The sequence below is a fragment of the Ruegeria sp. A5 genome, from assembly GCF_056543005.1.
The window spans coordinates 602236-625275 of the sequence record NZ_JBQGAV010000001.1 but is presented as its reverse complement, the minus strand read 5'-3'; the positions used below and the strand labels follow the sequence as shown (position 1 = coordinate 625275).

Sequence of the window (23040 nt, the reverse complement as noted above, 5' to 3'; positions counted from 1 at the left end):
GCCACCCCACTAGCTGTTTCCGCTGCCTGTAAACCGCGCCGCATCCGCAGCCGCGCGGCGAATGGCGTTCGATTTATGGACGGTCTCCATGTATTCCGCTTCTGGGTCGCTGTCATAGACAACGCCGCCTCCAGCTTGGATATACAGTTTGTGGTCTTTCACAATGGCCGTCCGCAGCGCGATGCACATATCCATGTCGCCGCCTGCGCTGAAATACCCGACACCGCCACCGTAGATGCCGCGCTTTTCAGGCTCCAACTCGTCGATGATCTCCATCGCGCGCACTTTGGGCGCGCCTGATACCGTGCCTGCAGGCATCCCGGCAAAGAACGCGTCCAATGCGTCCTTGTCTTCGGCCAGTTCACCGACCACGTTTGATACGATGTGCATCACGTGGCTGTAGCGCTCGATGATGAACTCTTCGGTAGGACGCACGGTTCCGATCTTAGAAACACGCCCGGTGTCATTGCGGCCCAGGTCCAGCAACATGAGGTGCTCGGCGAGTTCTTTCTTGTCGGCCAGCAGGTCGATTTCGTTGGCTTTGTCTTCTTCGGGCGTCGCGCCACGCGGGCGGGTACCCGCGATAGGGCGGATCGTGACCTCATTGCCGAAGACACGCACCAGAATTTCTGGGCTTGCGCCTACGACCTGAAAGCCGCCGAAGTTGAAATAGAACATGAATGGCGATGGGTTGGTGCGCCGCAGCGAGCGGTAGAGGGCAAATGGCGGTTGTGGAAAATCCTGCGTCCAGCGTTGGGCCGGGACGACCTGAAAGATATCGCCCGCGCGGATATATTCCTTGGCCTTTTCAACGGCCTCCATATAGCCCGACTTGGTAAAGTTCGACACCGGAGGCCCAACTTCGACCGCGTCGCCCAGATCGCGGGTTTCGGCGGGCATGGCGCGTTCCAGATCGCGCACGGCATCCATCACACGCTCGGCAGCCTGCGCATAGGCGGCTTTGGCGGTTTGCCCCTCGCTGACCCAGGCGGGCGACACCACGGTAACCTCGCCTTTGACGCCGTCCAACACAGCAATGACCGAGGGGCGCAGCATGATCGCATCGGGCAGGCCCAACGGGTCAGGGTTCACATCCGGCAGGTATTCCACCAACCGGACCATGTCGTAGCCCAGATAGCCAAACAGGCCAGCGGCGGCCTGCGGCAGGTCATCGGGAAGCGCGATGCGGCTTTCAGCCAACAAGGCGCGTAAGTTGTCCATCGGGTTGCCATCCTGTGGCTCGAACGCCTCGGCATCGAAGCGGGCTGATCGGTTCAAGGCCGATGTCTCGCCCTGACAGCGCCAAATCAGATCGGGCTTCATTCCGATGATCGAATAGCGCCCGCGTACCTCACCCCCGGTTACCGACTCGAGCATGAAGGCGTCTTTCTGAGCGCCTGTCAGTTTCAGCATCAGTGAAACCGGCGTATCCAGATCAGCGGCGAGGCGGGTATAGACGACCTGATTTTCGCCCGCATCATAAGCGCGCGCGAAACTTTCGAAATCCGGGGTCAGGGCCATGTTCTGTCTCTTTTAGTAACTGGCCCGTACCGCGTTCAGCGCTTGCTGATCCAGCACAGGGCGTGCGCGTGTCTGGGCATTGCGCACATAGATGTCAAAGATGTTCTGCGCCAGCGCCTGGCTCAATTGCGCAGCCAGTGCATCCTGCATCTGGCGTTGCTCATCGGTTTCCGCCGGAGGCAGCTCTTCATCCAGACGCACGATCAGGGCGTTACCGTTTCCGGGAATGACACGCAGCTCGCCAGGGTCCATTTCAAACACCTGAGTCATGAAGTCCACGGGAACATCCTCGAGGAATGCGGTACGTGTCAGCGCATTTTCGACACGGAAGGGCAGGCCTGTGGCGGTAAAGTCGCCATCTGTTGCCAGCTGGGTCAGAACCGTGTTGCCCTGATTTTGCAGCGCTTTCGCAGTTTCTACCTGCAGCCATGCCTCGGCGACACGGTCACGGGCGCTTTCCAGAGGTTCCGGGCGCGGCTCTAGCACTTCATTCAAGCGCAGCGCAAAGATCGAACCATCTTCAAGGAACGCGACCTCTGGGAAATCACCTTCTTGCACAGCCTCAGCCACTGCGCGGAAGCCGTCATACGCGGCGACGCCATCGTCGCTTTGCTGGGTCCAGTCGATCTGACCCAGTTCTATCTCGGTCTCACCGGCCAGTTCTTCCAGTGTTGCGCCACCTGCAAGCAGGTCGTTGATGTCTTCGGCCTGTGCTTCGATCTGACGGCGCGCTCGGTCGGCGGCGAGTTCTGCACGAAGTTCGGGTTCGGCGTCTTCGAAACTGACATTGTTCTCGGCCAGCGATCCATTGATCCGGAACAGGGCAGGGCCGAACACCGTGGGAAGCGGGCCGACCACATCGTCGATCTCGGCGGCAAACACGGCGTCGGCTGCATCGCCCAGATCTTCACGGGTGACATCGCCCAGATCAACATCGCTCAGCTCAAGCTGACGTTCGCGGACCAACTGTTCGAAATCGGCCCCGCCAACTTCAAGTTGTGCCAGCGCCTCGGTTGCGGATTCTTCGCTGGGATAGGGCAGACGCTCGACCAAGCGGCGCTCGGGTTGGAAAAATTCGTCAGCGCGTTGGTCGTATAGACGGCGCAGAGAATCTTCGTCCACTTCGATCGTATCGAGCAGCATGTCGGGCGACAGAATGGCGTAGGTCAGTTGCTTGGTGCGGGGCAGGGTGAACTGATCGGTATTCTCATCGTAATATGTCTGAATCTGCGCGTCTGTGGGTTGGGCCACGGGCGTTTCGAGAAGGTCGGCTGACAGGGTCGCCACGGTAAAGCTGCGGCGGGCCAGCACATAGTTCGACAAAGCCTCGGTCAGCGTACGGGGCATTTCTACACCGCTCATGACCGCACCCTGAACGATGGTGCGTGAAGATTCTTTGCGCAGATCCGATTCGAATTCGGAATCGGTCATTCCGACCTGTTCCAGCTGAAAGCGATAGGCTTCGCGGTCGAATGTACCGTTTACACCTTGGAACGCCGGTATCTGTACAATCTCGTCCTGCAGGTTCTCGTCACCGATCGAAATGCCAAGCTGTCCGACCTCGTTATCGATTGCGGCCAGCGCGATCAGGCGCGAAAGGGCAAGTTGATCGAGGCCAAGATCATGTGCCTGCGAAATCTGCATTGCCTGTCCGGTTTGCGCTTCGACGGCCCGGATCTCGCGCTGAAGCTCACGAAAATACGCGTCGACCGAAATGCTTTCATCACCGACCTGCGCAACCGTACGTACGGTTCCGGTCAGGCTGGTGGCGCCAAAGCCCGCAAGGCCCAGCATCAAAAGACCCATGAGAATCCAGACAAAGGTTTTGGATAGGTTTTTCATGCCTGCGGCCATGGTGCCCTCTTGGTTTTGTCGGCAAATGTCTGCCCAGTCGGTTGCGGCCCTGAATACGATGCGTGCAGCCGGGGGGCAAGCTTAGAAGGACAAGCCCTGCAATCGGTCGAACAATTGCGCGATACCGGCGCGGTCGAGGTTGGCAAATGCTACACGAACCTGCCGCTTTCCCGCGGAATCGCCCTCTGGCATGAACATGGTACCCGGCAAAAGCAGTATACCTGCCTCGGGTACCAGCCGTCGGGCCAATTCGTCGGAAGCGATGCCAAAGGGATGTTCGAGGTAGGCAAAGTAAGCGCCAAGTCCCAAAAGACGCCAGCCTTTGTCTTCAAGGCGTGGCATTCCTTCTGCAATGGCGGCTCTTCGGTCGAGAATTTCATCTCGTTCACCCGCAACCCATTGGGTCAAGTTCCGCATGCCCCAAAGCGCGGCAAACTGGCCGATCTGGCCGGGGCAGATCGCGACCGTGTCCAGAAATTTTTCGATCTCCGCCAACAGGACGGGGCTGGTTGAAATCGCGCCGACACGGTGACCGGTCAGGCGATAGGCTTTTGAGAACGAGTAGAGATGGACAAACGTATCGTCCCAACCCGATTGCTGGAACAGGTCATGAGGCGCGCCTGATCGACTGTCGAAATCGCGATAGGTTTCGTCAACCAAAAGACGAAGCCCCGTTTCCCGCGCAAGATCATAGAAGCGGCGCACCAAGTCCGCAGGGTATTCGACACCACCGGGATTATTCGGCGTCACCAACGAAATCGCCCGTGTCTTTTCGGTGATAAGGGCGCGGGCCTGTTCCGGATCGGGAAGCAAATCATCGTCTGTGGGCAAATCAACGGTTTTTACCCCAGCCATATCCAGCCACATCTTGTGATTGAAATACCAAGGAGTCGGAAGGATCACCTCATCCCCCTGATCGGTAATTGCCGAAATCACGGCTGAAAAGGCCTGATTGCAACCCGAGGTGATTGCGATCTGATTCGCCGATACCTCAGCCGCATAATGTGCGCTGATCTGAGCCGCGAGTTCGGACCGCAGGTCATCGTTGCCCAGAACCGGGCCGTATAGATGCGCGCTGTCCTGCTCGACCGCGAATTCGGCCATTGCTTGCCGCAGCGCTAACGGGGGCGGATCGACCGGAGCCGCCTGACTGACATTGATCAACGGACGGTCAACCGCGAACTCGACCCCGTCCAGCCAACGGCGTGCCTCCATCACCGGAGGGGCAAAGGTGGCGGCAGTGCGGGTCATTGTCATGGTGAGTCCGTGATTTCAGCGCTTAGTTAAAACGCTTGATTAATCGGTGCCCCGATAGGGTTCGACATATTGCAGCGCCATGTCCCATGGGAAGAAAATCCATGTGTCCTGACTGACCTCGGTAATGAAGGTGTCTACCATCGGACGGCCCTTGGGCTTGGCGTATACGGTCGCGAAATGCGCTTTGGGGAACATCTCGCGCACGAGTTCCAGCGTTTTGCCGCTATCGACCAGATCGTCGATGATCAGAATACCGGTGCCATCACCCATCAGATCAGCATTGGGCGCTTTGAGAATTTCTGCTTCGCCCTGCGCCTGATGGTGATAAGACTTCACGCTGACAGTATCGACCGTACGGATATCCAGTTCGCGGCTGACGATCATCGCGGGGGCCATGCCGCCACGTGTAATTGCCACGACCGCACGCCAAGCGCCGTCATCTGGTCCTTGCCCATCCAGACGCCACGCAAGAGCGCGCGAGTCGCGATGAATCTGATCCCAGCTAATGTGGAAGCCTTTTTCGTGTGGCAGGCGGTCCTTGGCGCTCATGGTCTGTTATCCTTTTTCAACGTCCGGCGCGTCGACGGCCTTCATTCCGACGATGTGATAGCCTGAATCCACGTGCAGATTCTCACCTGTCACTCCGCTGCTGAGATCAGACAGCAGATACAGGGCCGATTTACCAACATCATCGATGGTCACATTCCGGCGCAGGGGCGAGTTATACTCGTTCCACTTCATGATGTAACGGAAATCGCCGATGCCGCTGGCCGCGAGCGTCTTGATCGGGCCTGCCGAGATCGAATTCACGCGAATGCCGTCTTTGCCCAAATCCTCGGCCAGATACTTTACGGATGCCTCAAGGGCGGCTTTTGCAACACCCATTACATTGTAGTGTGGCATGACCTGTTCAGCGCCGTAATAGGTGAGGGTGATCGCACTGCCGCCTTCGTTCATCATTTTTTCCGCGCGCTGCATAACGGCGGTGAAAGAGTAGACCGAAACATCCATCGTCAGGTTAAAGTTCGCGCGCGATGTGTCGACGTAGCGCCCGCGCAATTCGTTCTTGTCAGAAAAGCCAATGGCGTGGACGACGAAATCCAGTTTACCCCATTTCTTTTCGAGCGCGCTGAAGAGTTCATTAATTGATTCTTCGTCGCTGACGTCACAGGGCAAAACGATCTCGCTGCCCAACTGCGCCGCCAATGGATCGACGCGTTTTTTAAGGGCGTCCCCCTGATAGGAAAAGGCCAACTCGGCCCCGGCGTCGGACAAGGCGCGGGCGATACCCCATGCGATTGATTTGTCATTGGCCAGTCCCATGATGAGGCCGCGTTTTCCGGCCATCAACTGATTTGACATCTTCGGTTCTCCGCCTGTCGTCGCATTGTGTTCGGTTGGTTTATGCCATTGATTGTCCTGCTTCAAGGCCATGCGCTCTTGCCCGCAGCGGGTTCTCGCCTTAGGGTCATGTTAATTGTTTCCTGGGGATGGAAATGAACGAGCATAATGGCATCTTCGCCGGGGCTGATCCGTTTGAAATCGCGGATCGGTGGCTGGCCGAGGCAGAAAAGACCGAACCGAATGATCCTAATGCGATTGCTTTGGCAACCGTGGACCCGGAAGGTTTGCCGAACGCCCGTATGGTTCTGCTGAAGGAAATCGAGAAGGACGCGTTTGTTTTCTATACGAACTATCACAGCGCCAAGGCTCAGGAGTTGGACAGCGCCCACAAAGCGGCTTTTGTGATGCATTGGAAATCTTTGCGGCGACAAATCCGTGTTCGTGGTACAATCACCAAGGAAGATGGGCCGCAGGCGGACGCATACTACGCCTCGCGCTCGCTCAAAAGCCGCTTGGGTGCTTGGGCGTCACACCAGTCGCAACCGCTGGAAAGTCGTGCATCCCTGATGGCCGAAGTGGCTAAAGTGACCGCAAAGTTGGGTACCAACCCGCCTCGCCCTGAATTTTGGGGGGGATACCGTGTAACACCTGTCGAAGTCGAGTTCTGGGCCGATGGTGCCTTCAGGTTGCATGACAGGTTTCAGTGGAAGCGACAAAATGTCGATTCCGACTGGCAAGTGCTGAGGTTAAATCCATGACGTTCGCGTTGCGTGAAATGCAACTGTTTGCAGACAATAGCTTTTTTCAGCTTGAATTTGCGAGCCAAAACATAAACAAGAAACCCTTAACGACTTGCCTATCGTAATGGGAAAACAGTGCCAGAAGATCTGAACAGCATGTACCGCGTCCGTGGACACGTAAAATGGTTCGATCCCGCCAAGGGATACGGATTTGTTGTGTCTGACGAAGGCGGCCCGGACATTCTGTTGCACGTCAACGTGCTGCGAAACTTCGGGCAAAGCTCGGTCGCGGATGGCGCCGGCATCGAGATCATGACCCACAAAACTGATCGCGGTGTTCAAGCGGTCGAAGTGATCAGTGTTGACCCGCCTGTTCGCGCGGAAACCATGATGTTGGCCGATTTTGCCGAGCTTGATCCAACCGTGATCGGCAGCGCTCCGCTTGAGGCTGCGCGCGTCAAATGGTTCGACAAGGGCAAAGGGTTTGGCTTTGCCAATGTTTTCGGCAGCAGTGAAGACGTATTCCTGCATATCGAGGTGCTACGTCGTTCTGGGTTGGCAGATCTGCAACCGGGCGAAGCGCTGGCCATGCGGGTCATTGATGGCAAGCGCGGAAGAATGGCCGCGCAGGTTCTGGCCTGGGAAGCGGCCCTGAACGACTAGGTTCTGAATGATGAGAACGGCTTTCGTACTGGCGCTCCTGAGTTTTTTGATTGGCGGGATCGCGCGGGCTGAATGCCGTCCGGATCGTGTCGAGCTTCGAAATGATCTGGCAGAGGTTCGCTTCGACGTTGAGCTGGCCATCACACCGAAAGAGCGATCGCGCGGATTGATGTTTCGCGAAAGCATGCCCAACAGATCTGGAATGTTGTTTGTTTTTGATCCCCCTCAACCTGTTGCGTTCTGGATGAAGAATACCCTGATTCCGCTTGATATGATCTTTGTTGATCGCGCGGGCACTGTGACGCGTGTGCACGAAGGTGCAATTCCGGGGGATCTGAGCCCAATCGAAGGCGGCGATTCGGTTTATGCGGTCCTGGAAATCAACGCTGGCCTAGCCGAGCGTTACGCCATTCGGCCTGGATCGCAGATGCGCCACGAAGTTTTTTCGCAAGGTCCTGCAATTTGGCCCTGTTAGGGCTTTTCAAATCAGATCGGCACGTTTAGGAAGGCGCACGGTCCGGGGCGTGGCGCAGTCTGGTAGCGCACCTGTTTTGGGTACAGGGGGTCGTAGGTTCGAATCCTGCCGCCCCGACCATTTTTCCTCTACACTGGCGTTCCGCCATAATCGGTGTAGAGCTTGGAAAAACCCCTGTCCAAATCTTTGCTTTCAATAGGTATTCTAAGAGTTGAGCCATCTTTCTGCGGAACCAGAAAGTACAACTCTGCGTCCACGCGATACCCGGCCTGATTCTTGGTCGAGCTCAGCCGCGTTACGATCTGCGGCAAGTTCTGCGGATAGCCGTTGAAGCTGAGAATCAAATACGCCGTTGCCTCGGGCGGCAAGGTCTCGCGGCATTCAAAGATGCTTGCGGTGGTCTTGATATACTTGTCGCCCGGCCCCGCGCAGTCGGTCCTGAAGGAATTGAAAAGGTTCTGCGGATAACCGTCGAATTGCGCGCTGCGAGATGCAGGTGGTGCTTCCTGTGATGTGCAGGACACGATTAGCGCCACAATAGTTAACAATGAAATCAAACGCATGTAGAGTAGATTTCCCATCCAGAAAAGACGTGTGATTTCAAGTATGGCACGCGCCGCGATGTCGTGACGATGATTCTCTGAACATGTCCTTAACGCGGGATCGGTTGATCAATGACCTCTAACTGTGGCGGAAAACACGAGAAATCACTCTGACACATCAAGGCGGAATGGGTTGGTCGTCCGGGACATGTCTGTGGAGGAATCGCGATGCGGCGAAATTCCGCCGGTTCAGCAAAACAGGTCAAGCTAAAAGATTCCAAAAATGACCGAAAAAGCCCGTTGACCAACTATGGGAATATACGTCAGATTGTATGGGCCGAAAGACGAGCCACTAAATCTGGTAGGCAATGACCGGAAAAGGCATCGGGCGAGGGACGGAAAGCAAACCACTATGTCGTAGACCGTATTCGCGGTTCTGCGCTGTTCTAGGCAGCGTCCGGTCCCTTGCGTCTCAAATTCGTCGGTAGTGCGGGCGGCACCCCGCAGCATCAAGATTTAGTGCCGGGACTTGAAATTTGGACAGATCGAAGCTGGGGCAGCGGACATGAAGATTGAAAGAAAATTCACCAAACCGGGACTGGATGCATATGCCGATCTGGATTTTGTGTCCGCAACATCCGAGATTCGCAATCCGGATGGCACAATCGTGTTCCGTCTGGACGAGATCGAAGTGCCTGCAAAATGGAGCCAGGTGGCTAGCGATGTCATCGCACAGAAGTACTTCCGCAAGGCCGGTGTTCCTTCCAAACTGAAGAAGGTTAAGGAAAAGGACGTTCCCGAATTCCTGTGGCGATCGGTTCCTGCGGAAGATGCTGAATTTGATGGCGAAACCTCATCGAAACAGGTTTTTGATCGTCTGGCCGGCGCGTGGGCTTATTGGGGCTGGAAGGGCGGCTATTTCTCGACTGAAGAGGACGCGAGCGCCTATTTTGACGAGATGCGCTATATGCTGGCGACCCAGCGCGCAGCTCCGAACTCGCCGCAGTGGTTCAACACCGGTCTGCACTGGGCATATGGGATCGATGGCCCGGCGCAGGGGCACCACTATGTTGACTACAAAACCGGCAAGCTAACCAAATCGAAATCCGCTTATGAGCAACCGCAACCGCATGCGTGCTTCATCCAGTCGGTCGACGATGATCTGGTCAACGAAGGCGGCATCATGGACTTGTGGGTGCGTGAGGCGCGCCTGTTTAAGTATGGCTCGGGCACCGGAACCAACTTCAGCCATCTGCGTGCAGAGGGTGAAGCGCTTTCGGGTGGCGGCAAGTCTTCGGGCCTCATGGGATTTCTCAAGATCGGCGACCGCGCCGCTGGCGCGATCAAATCAGGCGGTACAACCCGTCGAGCAGCAAAGATGGTAATCGTCGATGCAGATCACCCGGACATCGAGCAATTCATCGAATGGAAAGTGATCGAAGAGCAGAAGGTGGCCTCGATCGTTGCCGGATCGAAGATGCACGAGAAGATGCTGAACGGTATTTTCGAGGCCATCCGGTCTTGGGACGGCTCTGCCGATGATGCCTATGATCCAAACGCAAACGACGCCCTGAAAAATGCGGTTCGCGAAGCGAAAAAGGTCGCGATCCCAGAAACTTACATCAAGCGCGTTCTGGACTACGCCAAGCAGGGCCACGATAGCATTGAATTCCCGACCTACGATACGGACTGGGATTCAGAGGCTTATAGCTCGGTCTCGGGCCAAAACTCGAACAACTCGATCCGGGTGACCAATGCGTTCCTGACCGCAGTTGAAAAAGACGCGGATTGGGAACTGATCAACCGCACCGACGGCAAGGTTGCTCGTACAGTCAAAGCTCGTGATTTGTGGGAAAAGGTCGGCCACGCCGCATGGGCCTGTGCCGATCCTGGCATCCAGTTCCATGATACTGTCAACGAATGGCACACTTGCCCCGAAGACGGTGAAATCCGCGGTTCGAACCCGTGTTCGGAATACATGTTCCTCGATGACACTGCCTGTAACCTGGCGTCGATGAACTTGCTGACCTTTTTCAAGGACGGTGAGTTCCAGGCGGCGGACTATATGCACGCCTCGCGGCTTTGGACGCTGACGCTGGAAATCTCGGTGACCATGGCGCAGTTCCCGTCTAAGGAAATTGCGAAACTCTCTTACGATTTCCGTACGCTGGGTCTGGGTTATGCCAACATTGGCGGTCTGCTGATGAACATGGGCTATAGCTATGACTCGGATGAGGGTCGTTCGATCTGTGGCGCGCTGACCGCGATCATGACCGGTGTGGCTTATGCGACCTCGGCAGAGATTGCAGGCGAGCTTGGCCCGTTCAAAGGATATGAGCGCAACGCAGACCACATGCTGCGCGTCATCCGCAACCACCGTCGTGCGTCGCAAGGAGTGACCGATGGTTATGAAAAACTGGCTGTTAAGCCGGTGCCTCTGGATCACGACAATTGCCCGGATAAGCGTTTGATCGATCTGGCCATGTCAGCTTGGGATGAAGCGCTGAGCCTCGGCGAAAAGAACGGTTATCGCAACGCGCAGGCCACAGTTATCGCACCAACCGGCACCATCGGTCTGGTGATGGATTGCGACACGACCGGGATCGAACCGGACTTTGCTCTGGTCAAGTTCAAGAAGCTGGCCGGCGGTGGTTACTTCAAGATCATCAACCGCTCGGTGCCTTCGGCGCTGGAAAAGCTGGGCTATTCCTCGGCTCAGATTGAAGAGATCGTGGGTTATGCGGTTGGTCATGGCACCATCGGCAACGCGCCGGGGATCAACCACACCTCGCTGACCGGTCATGGTTTTGGCCCGAACGAGTTGGCAAAAGTAGATGCCGCACTGGAAAGCGCGTTCGACATCCGGTTCGTCTTCAACCAGTGGACGCTGGGCGAGGACTTCTGCACCGGTGTTCTGGGCATCCCGGCGACCAAGCTGAATGACCCGACCTTCGATCTGCTGCGCCATCTGGGCTTTACCAAGGCGGATATCGACGCGGCAAACGACCATGTTTGCGGAACCATGACGCTGGAAGGTGCGCCGCATCTGAAGGAAGAGCACTATTCGATCTTCGACTGCGCCAACCCGTGCGGTAAAAAAGGCAAGCGTTTCCTTGGGGTTGATAGCCACATCACCATGATGGCGGCGGCGCAGAGCTTCATCTCGGGCGCGATCAGCAAGACGATCAACATGCCGAATGACGCGACCATCGAGGACTGCCAAAAGGCATACGAACTCAGTTGGTCGCTGGGTGTGAAGGCGAACGCGCTATACCGCGACGGCTCGAAACTGTCGCAGCCTCTGGCCGCGGCGCTGGTCGAAGATGATGACGAAGCGGCGGAAATTCTGGAAAGCGGTTCGACGCAAGAAAAAGCTGTCGTTCTGGCCGAGAAGGTGATCGAGAAGGTTGTGGTCAAGGAAATGATCCGCAGCCACCGCGAGAAACTGCCGCATCGCCGCAAGGGTTATACCCAGAAGGCGATCGTGGGCGGCCACAAGGTCTATCTGCGCACCGGTGAATTCGAAGACGGCAAGCTGGGCGAGATTTTCATCGACATGCACAAGGAAGGCGCTGGCTTCCGGGCGATGATGAACAATTTTGCCATCGCCGTGTCGGTCGGCCTGCAATACGGTGTGCCGCTGGAAGAGTTCGTCGATGCGTTCACCTTCACCAAGTTCGAACCGGCTGGGATGGTGCAGGGCAACGACTCGATCAAGAACGCGACGTCGATCTTGGATTATATCTTCCGTGAACTGGCCGTTTCCTATCTGGACCGCACCGATCTGGCCCATGTGAAACCCGAAGGTGCGACCTTCGACGATCTGGGTCGCGGCGAAGAGGATGGTCTGTCCAACGTATCGGAAATCAGTGAAAGCGCGGCGACCAAATCCTTGGAAGTGCTGAAACAAATCAGTTCAACCGGCTATCTGCGCAAACGACTGCCGCAAGACCTGATGGTCTTCAATGGCGGACAGGCTGACGTGACGGGTATGGCGGAAACCGCAGCGACATTCGAAGCACCCGCTGAGACGGCGGTTGCGACCGGAATGGACGCCCGTACCAAAGCCAAGATGCAAGGGTACGAGGGCGATCCCTGCGGCGAATGCGGAAACTACACGCTGGTGCGCAACGGCACCTGCATGAAATGCAACACCTGCGGCGCGACAAGCGGGTGTAGCTGAGTTTAGCGCCCCGGCAACCCGGGGTGCAGGGGTCGGATGCTGCCACAGTAACCGGCCCCGACGAATACGAAGCAAGGCGCTGAGACTTACCATCGATGCCTTGTTTCACTCGGCCGACATGCCCGTGTCGGCCGGGAACAGGGTGGGGCGGAATATTTGCTCCCTCCCACTCTCTCACGGGACGGGTGCGCTCGTCCCATGCGCAGTCCAGGCCGCAGGCAAAAAAACACCGGGCGGTCAACGAAATGAGCCTGGAAGGCGAAACTGACAGGGGGCTTCGGCCCCCTTTCTTTTTTCAACCCCGAGTCGTGGATTTGAGCAGGGCATTGCCGGATCATCCTGTTTGGATCGGGCAAGAGTTGCCGAAACCTGTCCTGGCCATTTCGCCCGGCAAGCCTCCGCAAATGCGACTCAGTCAAACACGCAGAGATTGGCTCGAATGCGGTCATATCAATCTGAGCGGGTGACACGCTTTCAAGATGGCCTTTTTTTGGCGCTTGTCCGGACGCAAACACTCAAGAAAACGCAATCAGGAGGCATAACATGAAACCGCAAATAATGGCCCTTATCTCAACCTTCGCACTTGGCCTGCCGACATTGGCCGTTGGCCAAAGCGCCGCCGATACCAACGGCGACGGCGTGCTGACGATCGATGAAGTTCAGGCCGTCGTGCCTGACGTTGATGCCGAAGGCTTTGCGCAGATGGACGCAAACGGCGACGGTGCGCTGGATCAGGATGAGATCACCATCGCTGAACAAGCGGGCCTGCTGCCGCCGTCCAACGGTTGATCAAGCAGGAATACTGGCGGCCCGGAGGCTCCGGGCCGCTTATTTTTCAGTGTCTTACGCGGGTAAGTAAATGTTGAACTTGCTGCGAATTTCCGCGTCCAGAAGCGGGTCGAATCTGGCCGGGGATGGCACGGCGAGGATCTCTTCCTTCCGCTTCACTGCCTTTTCGATCAGATCTGGTTTGCCAAGCTCAACCCATTCCTTCGGAGATGATCGGTCACCAAAGGTAGGATAGACGTAATCTGCCTGCATACGGCCTAGCGTCGCATCGGTGCCAAGATAATGCCCAGGACCACCCATGCAGACTTCGGCCATCTGGTCCAGTGCCAGTGTCTCGTCCGTCACCTCAATTCCGCGCACACAGCGCTGTGCCTGTCCGATCAGGTCATCGCTCAGGATCAGGCTCTCGTGGCAGAACCCCAGCAACGAGGCATGCATGCCTGCGGCCTCATACACCATGTTCAGGCCCGATAGCCCAGCCATGACGTTCGAACACATTTGTTCCCAACCGGCCTGCATGTCGGGCAATTTCGCGTCCGATGCACCAGCTGCGGCACCACCGGGCAGATCGTAAAACTGGTGCATTTGCGCGCAGCCCGCGGTTAGCAGAGCTTGTTCACCCGATCCGATGGACATAGCACCGGTGCGCAGGTCCAGACCAAAAGGCCAAGTGCCAAAAATCGCGGGTGCACCGGGCTTTACGGCGTTTACATAAACCAAACCCGCCAGACATTCGGCGGTGGCTTGTGTGATCGCTCCGGCAACGGTCGAGGGTGCGGTAGCTCCTGCCATGCCCGCAGAAAGCAACAAAACCGGCATTCCGGCCTTGATGCATTCTTCCATCACCTCGCAGCTTTCGGTGGCGAATTTCATCGGGGGCACAACGAAGCAGTTGGAGTTGGACATGAAGGGCCGCTCGCGCCACTTGTCCTCTCCGCCCGCGATCATGTGCAGCATCTCGATGGCGGGGGCCACATGGCTGGGCTCCGTGAACGACGTACCGATATGTTTGAACGTGCCTGAGGTGGTGGCGTAGACCGTGTTCAGATCCATCTCAAGGTTGTCGGCGATATCTCGGCACACCATGGGGCGTTGAACAAAGTGAATGTTTTCAAGCTGTTCACAGATGCGAGTCGCGTCATGCAGGTCCTGCAGGGTCGAGTCGCGATATTCCTGCCCATGCACGTCGACCATGCTGACCGCTGCGCCTGCGGTGCCATAATGGACACGCGTTCCCGACAGCTCCAGATCCGATTTGCCGTCCCGGCTGTGCAGAGTGATCGAGCGATTGGCCTTGGCGATTGTGTCCTCGACCAATGCGCGCGGAAAGCGGATGCGGCCATCGTCGCCCAAGGTGCATCCCGCAGCCACGAGATAGTCGATCCCACTTTGTGGCGCATCAGCAAGGCCGATGGTTACCAGAGCGGTCAGAGCGGCCTCGTGGATGCGTTCGATCTGTGCTTGGGTCAGAATCTTCAGGGTTCCGCCCTCAATACCAGGCCGAATCGGGCGAAGATGTTCCGGAAGAGCTGACGCACGGGCGGCACGACGCGCGGCGCGGCCACCGCTGCGGGATGAGTTTCGGGTTTGTTCGTTCATGTGTGTGTCCGGTCAAAAAAGTACGTTGTGGGTGAGTGTACCTAGACCAGTGCTGGCCGTCCTCGTGCCGCACGACCGCGATCCGCACCAATGGTGCGGCTGACCAGCCGAATCTTCCAAACTTCGTTATGCATCAACTTCCTCAGTCTGATGCGCCCATTGTTTCAATGCACTTCTGGACAATCTGTTCTGTTTGCGACTTTGGACTAATTTTATCGGGTCGTCAGTCAAAATGAACTGGGCGCAAATCCTCGTGACTAAATGTTTTTTTCCAATAGCGGTAAGAATCTGTTAATCTGCACGTAGTTTTTTGGATTTGTACCTTAGGTTTAAGTAAATACTGGGGTTGGCTGATCAGCAGATCGCTGCCTCGGGGATGCGCCCAAACCGGCAACGGATGTTTGGAGGTCTGCATGAAGTCATTACTGGCCGCACTCGCCGCAGCACTGATAACAGGTGCAGGGCAGGTTGTGGCAGAAGACTGGACAGGCGCGTACGCTGGTTTCAGCTTTGGTTATGCAGATGTTGATGGGTCCGGAGGGGCAGGCGGAAGCGGGGGCAGTTTTGGCCCGCTGATCGGATACGACTATGATTTTGGAAATTTCGTGCTTGGCGGTGAGTTGGAATATAACCGCCTGAATCTTGATCTGGGACAATCCGAAGGAAGCCTTGATAGTATGTCGCGATTGAAGTTGCGCGGCGGCTACGACTTTGGATCAGCCCTTGGCTATGTTGTCTTGGGAACCGCGCGGGCCAGTACGTCGGGTGACAGTGATACGGCAGCCGTTTACGGGATCGGTGTTGCCTATCCGCTTGGCGATCGGTTTGTAATCAGTGGCGAAGCGCTGCGGCAGAACTTCGATGATATACCGGAGTCTGGTCGAAGCCTCGACGCAAATGTGTTCAACTTGCGCACCACATTCCGCTTCTGAAACTCGGTGGTCGATTGTCATCCATCTGCCAATTGAGCGGCAAATTCGCATAGGGTCTGTAGCGATGTGACGAATTTCTCGTCATCGATTGTCATGGCCACGCGGATGTGACCTGCGGCGGCAGAACCAAAGCTCTCACCGGGCATCACAGCGATGGCATGCGTGTCCAGCAGCGCATTTGCGAACACATCGCCGCTAAGACCCGTAGCCCGGATATCCAGCATCAGATACATCGCGCCTTGCGCCGGTATTAAGGTGACGACCTGCTGCGCAGCCAGCACTTCAATCGCCAGAGCGCGGCGGCGGCGAAACGGCGCGGCGATCTTGTCTTCGAGAGGTTGTCCCACGCTCAGCGCATAGTTGGCCGCATCCTGTATAAAGCCGGGCACACCATAGGTTGTGTGTGTTGCCAAGTTGGTCAGGTGGTCGATCACGCCCTCCGGAGCAACGATCCACCCACAACGCGAGCCAGTCATGGCATGAGATTTCGACATTGAACCCACGACCAGAGTGCGCTCAGCCATGCCGGGTAGGGCGCGAGGTGACAGGTGTTCACCCTCCCAAACCTGCGTATCGTAGACTTCATCGGAAATCAGCCATAGATCGCGGCGCTGACAAACCTCGGCGATGGCAGAAAGTGTTTCGGCGGAATAGACCACACCAGTTGGATTGTTTGGGGAGTTTATCAGCAGCGACACCGCCCCGCCTGCCGCGCCATCGATATCGGAAGCGCGAGGTTGGAACAAATCTTCGGCGCGTGTTTCTATGCGTTTGGCTACCGCTCCAACGCCACGGATCGTGCCGGGGTAGGTGGCATAATACGGATCCAGGTAGAGCGCGATATCGCCCGGATCGCAAAGCGCGGTGTGTGCCGCAAACAATGCGGCCTGACCGCCAGGGGTGATGATAACGTTGTTGCGTGTGGTCGCTACACCTGTTCGCATTTGGACACGGGCGGCCACAGTATCACGCAGCAGATCAGTGCCCGGAACCATCGCGTATCCTGTGTGCCCGCTGCGGGCCGAACTTTCCATGGCCGACAATATCGACTGATCGGTCCGAATGTCATGCTCGCCGATCGTCAACTCGGTGACGGCATGGCCTTCGGCAATCATCCGACGCGCGCGGATGAACACATCCCAGCCGTCTGATCCACCCTCGGTCAGATGCGTAATGCGATGCGATAGTTTCAAGGGATTCTCCCGACCGGCTATGACGCCGAATGGGGCAAAGCACAGCAATTTTGTCAATCAGCTTCGCGGCGGCAAACTCGCCTGTATCTTCTTGGTCAGCGATGCACGGACGATATCGTATGAGGTGATCAGGCGATGTTGCATCTCGTCGGCGGCGGTTTCCCACGGCAGGCGAACCCAGCTGCGGTGAAAATACGGGGCCTTGGTGCCAATCCCTGCGTCGATCAACATCTGCGCGGTCTCAATGTCGGGTGTCTTGACCGATACACCATCCCCGACCGAACCGACGCAGGCGAACATCTTGCCGCCAACTTTCCATGCGTCGTGGCCGCCACCCCAAGGGTCCGAAAGTTCGGCACCGGGCAGGTCTGCGCATACGGAATTGACGTAATCACGGGTCATGGTGGGCAGACTGCCTCTGTGGAGGTTGAAACTCAAGGCTTGGCTCAGCATCAATCCCGTGCTAGGCAAAGCGCATGAACCGGAAAACTTGCATCATTATCTGCTGCATTACCTGCTGATTTCTCAAGCGGGCCGGTTTCTTTCGTTTTCATCTCTGAGACAAGTTGCTAAGCCCGCGCCAACGCGTGACGTATATGCTGTTTCAGGAGCACGACCCGATGACGACGATCAAACTGCACAACACAAGGACTCGGACGAAAGAGGATTTCGCGCCGATCGATCCCGATAATGTGCGGATGTATGTCTGTGGTCCGACGGTCTATGATCGGGCGCATCTGGGGAACGCACGGCCTGTGGTTGTGTTCGACGTGCTCTATCGTTTGTTGCGGCATGTATACGGTGCTGATCACGTGACCTATGTGCGCAATTTCACCGACGTGGATGACAAGATCAACGCCACCGCATTGTCGCGCAAGAAGGCTGGGGCTGACGGGTCTTTGGAACAGTTGGTGCAGGAACGTTCGGACGAAACCATCGGCTGGTATCTGCACGACATGGGCGCGCTGGGGGCGTTGGAACCCAACGCGATGCCGCGCGCCACAGAGTATATCGCGCAGATGATTGCGATGATCGAAGACCTGATGGCCAAGGGGCACGCTTATGCTGCCGAGGGTCACGTGTTGTTCGCGGTGGACAGCTGGAAGGAACACTATGGTGCGCTGTCGGGGCGGTCGGTTGATGACATGATCGCCGGGGCGCGGGTCGAGGTCGCGCCTTACAAGAAGAACCCGACGGATTTTGTGCTGTGGAAGCCGTCGACCGATGAGTTGCCCGGCTGGGACAGCCCATGGGGCCGGGGGCGTCCGGGGTGGCATATCGAATGCTCGGCCATGAGCTATGAATTGCTGGGCGAGAGCTTTGATATTCACGGTGGCGGCAACGATCTGATGTTCCCGCACCACGAGAACGAGATTGCTCAGAGCAAATGTGCCCACCCGCATGGCGAATTCGCGCGTGTCTGGATGCATAATGAGATGCTGCAGGTCGAGGGCAAGAAAATGTCCAAATCGCTGGGCAATTTCTTCACCGTTCATGATCTGCTTGAGCAGGGTGTGCCGGGTGAAGTGATCCGATTTGTGTTCCTGCAGACCCATTATCGCAAGCCGATGGACTGGACCGAGAAGAAGGCGCGCGAAGCCGAGGCAACATTGCGCAAGTGGCGGGCGTTGACAGCGGGCATCGAGCCCGCCGCCACCGCGGCACCAGCGGTCATCGATGCGCTTGCAGATGATTTGAATACGGCAGGAGCCATCGCGGAGTTGTTTAGCTTGGCCTCTTACGGCAAGGCGGAGCAATTGCTTGCGAGCGCACAGTTGCTTGGTTTGTTAACGCCTGAGCTAGGTGGTTGGGCTTCAGTAACGAAATTCGAGACTGATTTAGATGACTTGATTAACATTTTGCTGGCTGCAAGATCACGAGCTCGGTCGGAAAAGAATTGGACAACAGCAGACTTAATTCGCGATTCGTTTAAGGCCGCTGGTGTTCGAGTAACGGATGGACCAAGCGGCCCTACGTGGTCACTGGAAAAAGATGAACTCGACTCCATTCCATATTTTCAGAGAGTTAGAGCTGCCTATGCCTCCGGAGATAAGGAAGAACTAGATATTGCTCTGGCAGAAGCAGAAAACGCCGGTGTCCATTTTTCCGTTTCGCAGTCGCTAGATATCGCGCCAGCCTGGCGTTCGAAGCCTAAGAAAGAATTTGTCCAAGCAACACTAACAGCTCTCAAATTAAAATTGGAGAGTTCTAGATGACCAAAGAACGCCTTTACCTCTATGACACCACGTTGCGCGACGGGCAGCAAACTCAGGGTGTGCAGTTCTCGACAGCCGAGAAGGTGCAGATCGCGCAGGCGTTGGATTCGCTGGGGATTGATTACATCGAAGGGGGTTGGCCCGGAGCGAACCCGACCGACAGTGCGTTTTTTGAAAGCGCGCCTGAGACGTCGGCCTGTATGACGGCGTTTGGAATGACCAAACGCTCGGGCAGGTCGGCTGAGAATGATGACGTTCTGGCTGCTGTTATGAACGCGGGAACACCAGCCGTTTGTCTCGTCGGGAAATCGCACGATTACCATGTGACCCACGCGCTTGGTATCACGCTGGAGGAAAACACCGAGAACGTTCGCGCCTCGGTCGCGCATATCGTGGCGCAGGGGCGGGAGGCTCTGTTTGATGCCGAGCATTTTTTTGATGGCTACAAGGACAACCCGGAATATGCGGTTGAAGTCTGCCGCGCTGCGCTCGATGCAGGGGCACGGTGGGTGGTTCTGTGTGACACCAATGGCGGAGCATTGCCGGCAGAGGTCGGGCGGATCATATCCGAGGTGATTGCGGCCGGTCTGCCGGGGGATCGGCTGGGCATTCATACGCATAACGACACTGAGAACGCAGTGGCGTGCTCGCTGGCTGCAGTCGATGCGGGGGCGCGGCAGATTCAAGGTACGTTGAATGGGTTGGGAGAGCGCTGTGGCAATGCCAACCTGACCGCTTTGATCCCAACGCTGATGCTGAAAGAACCCTATGCCTCGTGCTATGAGATCGGAGTGATGCCCGAGGCGCTGGCCGGGCTGACGCGCATCAGCCGGATGCTGGATGATATCCTGAACCGAGTGCCCAGCAAGCAGAGCGCCTATGTGGGCGCGTCGGCATTTGCGCATAAGGCCGGGCTGCATGCCAGCGCGATCCTCAAGGACCCGACAACCTATGAGCATATCAATCCGGCAAGTGTTGGAAATGCGCGCATCATTCCGATGTCGAACCAGGCTGGGCAATCGAACCTGCGCAAACGTCTGACCGATGCGGGATTGGCCGTAGAAGCGGGCGATCCGGCGTTGGGACGTATCCTTGAGCGGATAAAACTGCGCGAGGCCGAGGGGTATTCCTACGACACCGCGCAGGCTAGTTTTGAGCTGCTGGCGCGGGATGAGCTGGGGCAATTGCCCGAATTCTTTGAGGTCAAGCGCTATAAGGTGACCGTTGAGCGCCGGAAGAACAAATACAACAAGATGGTCAGCCTGTCCGAGGCGGTTGTTGTTGTGAAAGTGGATGGTGAGAAGAAGCTGTCAGTGAGTGAATCGCTGGATGAAAGCGGCAGCGATCGTGGTCCGGTAAACGCGCTGGCGAAGGCTCTGGCCAAGGATTTGGGGCAGTATTCGCAGATACTGTCTGATATGCGGCTGGTCGATTTCAAGGTGCGTATCACGCAAGGCGGGACCGAGGCGGTCACGCGCGTGATCATCGACAGCGAAGACGGGCAAGGGCGGCGCTGGTCTACAGTTGGGGTGAGTGCGAACATAATTGATGCCTCGTTCGAAGCGCTGCTGGATGCGATTCAGTGGAAACTGGTGAGCGATTGCGCCCCGCAGTCAGCGGCCGCCGAATAAGGTGGAGTTCGACGACGACATCAAGGCTTGTGCTGCGCTGGTTCATCGCGCCGATCCCGATCGCTTTATGGCTGCCATGGCCGCACCAGTTGAGGCACGGGCAGTTTTGTTCCCGATTTATGCGCTGAACGTCGAGGTGGCCCGTGCCCCATGGGTGACGCAAGAGAGCATGATCGCCGAGATGCGGCTGCAATGGTGGCGCGATGCCTTGCAAGAGATTGCCGAAGGTCCATCTGTTCGTCGGCACGAGGTTGTTACGCCATTGTCGCGCGTGATTTCTCCGCATCTGGCAGCGCTGCTGGATGAATATGTGGCCGTAAGGCGTTGGGATATCTATCTTGATCCGTTCGAGGATGAGGCGCATTTTGACGCCTATATTGCCCATAGCGCTGGGACATTAATGGTGGTGTCGGCGCAGGCTCTGGGTTCGGCGGATGAAACTGTTCTGCGTGAATTCGGATACGCAGCGGGGATCGCGAATTGGCTGCGCGCAATTCCCGAGCTTGAGGCACGTGGGCGCATTCCTTTGCTGGACGGAACCCATGACGGGGTTCGGGCGCTGGCGCAGAAGGCTTTGGACCGATTGGCGCAAGCGCGGTCCACCCGCAACGAGATCTCGGCACAAGCACGGCCTGCGCTCTATGCGGGGTGGCAGACGGAATGGGTGTTGCGGACTGCATTGGCCAGACCGGACCGGGTGGCCGCAGGTGCGTTGGCTCAGGGTGAAATCCGACGTCGGTTTACCCTGATGAAAACGGCAGCGACCGGGCGCTGGTAACGTCAGACGGTTTGTGGGTCCGAAGGCCTCAGAACCAGCCACAGCAGCGCGCCACCTGCAAGGGTCAGCAGCGGGATCATGGCGAGGTTTACGGCCGTCCAACCCTCGACCGCTGAACCGCCCGAGCAGTTCATCAATCCGCCAGAGGCAAGCGAAGCAAAGGTCACGCCGCCAAACACCAGCAAGTCATTCAGGCCCTGCATTCGCCCGCGTTCGTGCACTTCATGCGAGTCTGCCAACATGCTGGTGGCGCCAATGAAGCCAAAGTTCCATCCGATGCCAAGCAGGATCAGGGCGACGAAAAAGTTACCTAGATCAACACCTTGCAGGGCGACAATGCCTGCGCCGCCAAGGATTGCCAAACCGAGAGCTACGATCTTTTCGACCCCAAACCGCGCGATCAGGTGGCCGGTGAAGAAGCTGGGAATGTACATCGCCAGTACGTGGCTGGTGACGATATCCGCGGCATCACCTTCGGTATATCCGCACCCGACGACGGCCAAAGGCGTAGAGGTCATGACAAGGTTCATCAGCGCGTAAGAGACCATGGCGCAAATGATCGCCACTGCGATGCGCGGGGTTTTCAGCAGTTCCAATCGGGTCCGGCCTTTCGGCTCGTCTTCGGTTGGTTTCGGCGGGGTCGGGATGTCGAGGAAAAAGAACAACGCCGACCCCAGAACGTTGATCGCGATCACCGCCAGATAAGTGCCCAAAAACGGGACCACATACGCCTGCGAGGTCAGCTTGACGATCTGAGGGCCGATGATCGCCGCCGCAAGCCCTCCGGCCATGACGTATGAGATCGCCTTGGGCCGAAATGCATCAGAGGCGGTGTCCGCTGCTGCAAAGCGATAAAAGCCATGTGCGCTCATGTATATGCCGGTCAGGAAGCTGCCGACCAGGAAGATCGGGAACGAGCCGAGATAAAGCCCGTAAGCCCCGATAACGCCCCCTGCGGCACCTGCGGTTGATCCCACAAGAAACCCGGCACGGCGTCCCCAGCGTTGCATGATGGCCGAAATCGGCGTGGCCGCCAGCATTGAACCCAGAACGATCAGTGAAATCGGCAGCGTCGCAAGGCAAGCGTTGCTCGCCAGCGATTGGCCTGCCAGCCCGCCGACGATGAACATCATGGGCATCTGTGCACCCAGGATCGCCTGTGCTGCCACCAAAACGGCAACGTTGCGTTTGGCCTGACTATCGTCAGGGGTGGCAGCGATCATTGTCATGGGCGAATGGTTATCTACGATTGAGACTTGGCACAAGCGGGTTGCATATGCGGCACATCCGCCTAACGTGCGGACAAGGATCACTTATCGGAGA

Annotated in this window: 19 protein-coding genes and 1 tRNA gene; 10 read left to right on the top strand and 10 right to left on the bottom strand. The window is 57.1% G+C overall.

Annotated elements, in window-relative coordinates; translation table 11 throughout:
- Positions 1-9: 9 nt before the first annotated feature.
- The 5 genes from trpE to fabI all read right to left on the bottom strand — a co-directional run bounded on the left by trpE (position 10) and on the right by fabI (position 5994).
- Positions 10-1521 (bottom strand): anthranilate synthase component I, encoded by a 1512-nt coding sequence (trpE, locus tag ACR0AY_RS03170; RefSeq protein WP_170509716.1) that lies wholly within the window; start codon positions 1519-1521, stop codon positions 10-12.
- A gap of 12 nt (positions 1522-1533) precedes the next feature.
- Positions 1534-3375: a peptidyl-prolyl cis-trans isomerase gene (locus tag ACR0AY_RS03165; protein ID WP_170509720.1), complete on the bottom strand. Its 1842-nt coding sequence runs from the start codon at positions 3373-3375 to the stop codon at positions 1534-1536.
- Between the two features lie 81 nt (positions 3376-3456).
- Positions 3457-4632: an aminotransferase gene (locus ACR0AY_RS03160; protein ID WP_170509723.1), complete on the bottom strand. Its 1176-nt coding sequence runs from the start codon at positions 4630-4632 to the stop codon at positions 3457-3459.
- Positions 4633-4671: 39 nt separating this feature from the next.
- Positions 4672-5181, bottom strand: coding sequence for a xanthine phosphoribosyltransferase (gene gpt / locus ACR0AY_RS03155; protein WP_170392980.1), 510 nt, complete (start codon positions 5179-5181; stop codon positions 4672-4674).
- A gap of 6 nt (positions 5182-5187) precedes the next feature.
- On the bottom strand, positions 5188-5994 hold the full coding sequence (fabI, locus tag ACR0AY_RS03150; RefSeq protein WP_170405951.1) for an enoyl-ACP reductase FabI: 807 nt from the start codon (positions 5992-5994) through the stop codon (positions 5188-5190).
- A 134-nt stretch (positions 5995-6128) separates the two neighbouring features.
- Between fabI and pdxH the strand changes: the two genes are divergently transcribed.
- The 4 genes from pdxH (at position 6129) to ACR0AY_RS03130 (ending at position 7974) form a co-directional block, all read left to right on the top strand.
- Positions 6129-6734 carry a pyridoxamine 5'-phosphate oxidase gene (gene pdxH / locus ACR0AY_RS03145; protein WP_170405948.1) on the top strand — a complete coding sequence of 202 codons (606 nt, stop codon included), beginning with the start codon at positions 6129-6131 and terminating at the stop codon, positions 6732-6734.
- A 117-nt stretch (positions 6735-6851) separates the two neighbouring features.
- Positions 6852-7379: a cold-shock protein gene (locus tag ACR0AY_RS03140; protein WP_170392983.1), complete on the top strand. Its 528-nt coding sequence runs from the start codon at positions 6852-6854 to the stop codon at positions 7377-7379.
- Between the two features lie 7 nt (positions 7380-7386).
- Positions 7387-7854 carry a DUF192 domain-containing protein gene (locus ACR0AY_RS03135; protein ID WP_170392984.1) on the top strand — a complete coding sequence of 156 codons (468 nt, stop codon included), beginning with the start codon at positions 7387-7389 and terminating at the stop codon, positions 7852-7854.
- A 43-nt stretch (positions 7855-7897) separates the two neighbouring features.
- Positions 7898-7974, top strand: a tRNA-Pro gene (locus ACR0AY_RS03130).
- 8 nt (positions 7975-7982) lie between these two features.
- Here ACR0AY_RS03130 and ACR0AY_RS03125 read toward each other — a convergent pair.
- Positions 7983-8417, bottom strand: a complete 435-nt coding sequence (locus tag ACR0AY_RS03125) for a hypothetical protein (RefSeq protein WP_170509726.1) — start codon at positions 8415-8417, stop codon at positions 7983-7985.
- Between the two features lie 544 nt (positions 8418-8961).
- On the opposite strand from ACR0AY_RS03125, the gene ACR0AY_RS03120 reads away from it, so the two are divergent.
- Together ACR0AY_RS03120 and ACR0AY_RS03115 are read left to right on the top strand one after the other, a co-directional pair.
- Positions 8962-12579: a vitamin B12-dependent ribonucleotide reductase gene (locus ACR0AY_RS03120; RefSeq protein WP_170509729.1), complete on the top strand. Its 3618-nt coding sequence runs from the start codon at positions 8962-8964 to the stop codon at positions 12577-12579.
- Between the two features lie 543 nt (positions 12580-13122).
- Entirely contained in the window at positions 13123-13368 is a 246-nt protein-coding gene (locus ACR0AY_RS03115; protein ID WP_170509731.1) for a CREC-EF hand family protein, read from the top strand.
- A 54-nt stretch (positions 13369-13422) separates the two neighbouring features.
- Here the strand turns inward: ACR0AY_RS03115 and ACR0AY_RS03110 are convergent, their stop codons facing one another.
- Entirely contained in the window at positions 13423-14967 is a 1545-nt protein-coding gene (locus ACR0AY_RS03110) for a trimethylamine methyltransferase family protein (protein ID WP_170509733.1), read from the bottom strand.
- A gap of 413 nt (positions 14968-15380) precedes the next feature.
- Here ACR0AY_RS03110 and ACR0AY_RS03105 point away from each other — a divergent pair, with 413 nt between their 5' ends.
- Positions 15381-15899 (top strand): outer membrane protein, encoded by a 519-nt coding sequence (locus ACR0AY_RS03105; protein ID WP_170405935.1) that lies wholly within the window; start codon positions 15381-15383, stop codon positions 15897-15899.
- Positions 15900-15916: 17 nt separating this feature from the next.
- On the opposite strand, the gene ACR0AY_RS03100 is transcribed toward ACR0AY_RS03105, so the two are convergent.
- Both ACR0AY_RS03100 and ACR0AY_RS03095 read right to left on the bottom strand, forming a co-directional pair.
- On the bottom strand, positions 15917-17092 hold the full coding sequence (locus ACR0AY_RS03100; RefSeq protein ID WP_170509737.1) for a pyridoxal phosphate-dependent aminotransferase: 1176 nt from the start codon (positions 17090-17092) through the stop codon (positions 15917-15919).
- A gap of 57 nt (positions 17093-17149) precedes the next feature.
- The gene (locus ACR0AY_RS03095) at positions 17150-17494 is read right to left on the bottom strand and encodes an MmcQ/YjbR family DNA-binding protein (protein ID WP_170662636.1); all 345 of its coding nucleotides are present in this window, start codon (positions 17492-17494) and stop codon (positions 17150-17152) included.
- A 218-nt stretch (positions 17495-17712) separates the two neighbouring features.
- Between ACR0AY_RS03095 and cysS the strand changes: the two genes are divergently transcribed.
- Genes cysS through ACR0AY_RS03080 form a run of 3 tightly spaced genes read left to right on the top strand, consistent with a single transcriptional unit; the run spans position 17713 to position 21717 of the window.
- A complete protein-coding gene (cysS, locus tag ACR0AY_RS03090; RefSeq protein ID WP_480453707.1) occupies positions 17713-19308 on the top strand; it encodes a cysteine--tRNA ligase in 1596 nt (531 codons plus the stop codon).
- The gene (cimA, locus tag ACR0AY_RS03085) at positions 19305-20939 is read left to right on the top strand and encodes a citramalate synthase (protein ID WP_170509743.1); all 1635 of its coding nucleotides are present in this window, start codon (positions 19305-19307) and stop codon (positions 20937-20939) included. Before cysS ends, cimA begins: the two co-directional genes overlap by 4 nt.
- Position 20940: 1 nt before the next feature.
- Positions 20941-21717 carry a squalene/phytoene synthase family protein gene (locus tag ACR0AY_RS03080; protein WP_170509745.1) on the top strand — a complete coding sequence of 259 codons (777 nt, stop codon included), beginning with the start codon at positions 20941-20943 and terminating at the stop codon, positions 21715-21717.
- Between the two features lie 2 nt (positions 21718-21719).
- Here ACR0AY_RS03080 and ACR0AY_RS03075 read toward each other — a convergent pair whose 3' ends face one another.
- Positions 21720-22946 carry an MFS transporter gene (locus ACR0AY_RS03075; protein ID WP_170509747.1) on the bottom strand — a complete coding sequence of 409 codons (1227 nt, stop codon included), beginning with the start codon at positions 22944-22946 and terminating at the stop codon, positions 21720-21722.
- Positions 22947-23040 lie beyond the last annotated feature (94 nt).

Coding starts and splice junctions, on each gene's coding strand:
- pdxH (WP_170405948.1), top strand. CDS start 6,129: ATGAACGAGCATAATGGCATCTTCGCCGGGGCTGATCCGTTTGAAATC.
- ACR0AY_RS03165 (WP_170509720.1), bottom strand. CDS start 3,375: ATGGCCGCAGGCATGAAAAACCTATCCAAAACCTTTGTCTGGATTCTC.
- trpE (WP_170509716.1), bottom strand. CDS start 1,521: ATGGCCCTGACCCCGGATTTCGAAAGTTTCGCGCGCGCTTATGATGCG.
- ACR0AY_RS03110 (WP_170509733.1), bottom strand. CDS start 14,967: ATGAACGAACAAACCCGAAACTCATCCCGCAGCGGTGGCCGCGCCGCG.
- ACR0AY_RS03125 (WP_170509726.1), bottom strand. CDS start 8,417: ATGCGTTTGATTTCATTGTTAACTATTGTGGCGCTAATCGTGTCCTGC.
- cimA (WP_170509743.1), top strand. CDS start 19,305: ATGACCAAAGAACGCCTTTACCTCTATGACACCACGTTGCGCGACGGG.
- ACR0AY_RS03120 (WP_170509729.1), top strand. CDS start 8,962: ATGAAGATTGAAAGAAAATTCACCAAACCGGGACTGGATGCATATGCC.
- ACR0AY_RS03095 (WP_170662636.1), bottom strand. CDS start 17,494: ATGACCCGTGATTACGTCAATTCCGTATGCGCAGACCTGCCCGGTGCC.
- gpt (WP_170392980.1), bottom strand. CDS start 5,181: ATGAGCGCCAAGGACCGCCTGCCACACGAAAAAGGCTTCCACATTAGC.
- ACR0AY_RS03105 (WP_170405935.1), top strand. CDS start 15,381: ATGAAGTCATTACTGGCCGCACTCGCCGCAGCACTGATAACAGGTGCA.
- ACR0AY_RS03160 (WP_170509723.1), bottom strand. CDS start 4,632: ATGACAATGACCCGCACTGCCGCCACCTTTGCCCCTCCGGTGATGGAG.
- ACR0AY_RS03135 (WP_170392984.1), top strand. CDS start 7,387: ATGATGAGAACGGCTTTCGTACTGGCGCTCCTGAGTTTTTTGATTGGC.
- ACR0AY_RS03115 (WP_170509731.1), top strand. CDS start 13,123: ATGAAACCGCAAATAATGGCCCTTATCTCAACCTTCGCACTTGGCCTG.
- cysS (WP_480453707.1), top strand. CDS start 17,713: ATGACGACGATCAAACTGCACAACACAAGGACTCGGACGAAAGAGGAT.
- ACR0AY_RS03075 (WP_170509747.1), bottom strand. CDS start 22,946: ATGACAATGATCGCTGCCACCCCTGACGATAGTCAGGCCAAACGCAAC.
- fabI (WP_170405951.1), bottom strand. CDS start 5,994: ATGTCAAATCAGTTGATGGCCGGAAAACGCGGCCTCATCATGGGACTG.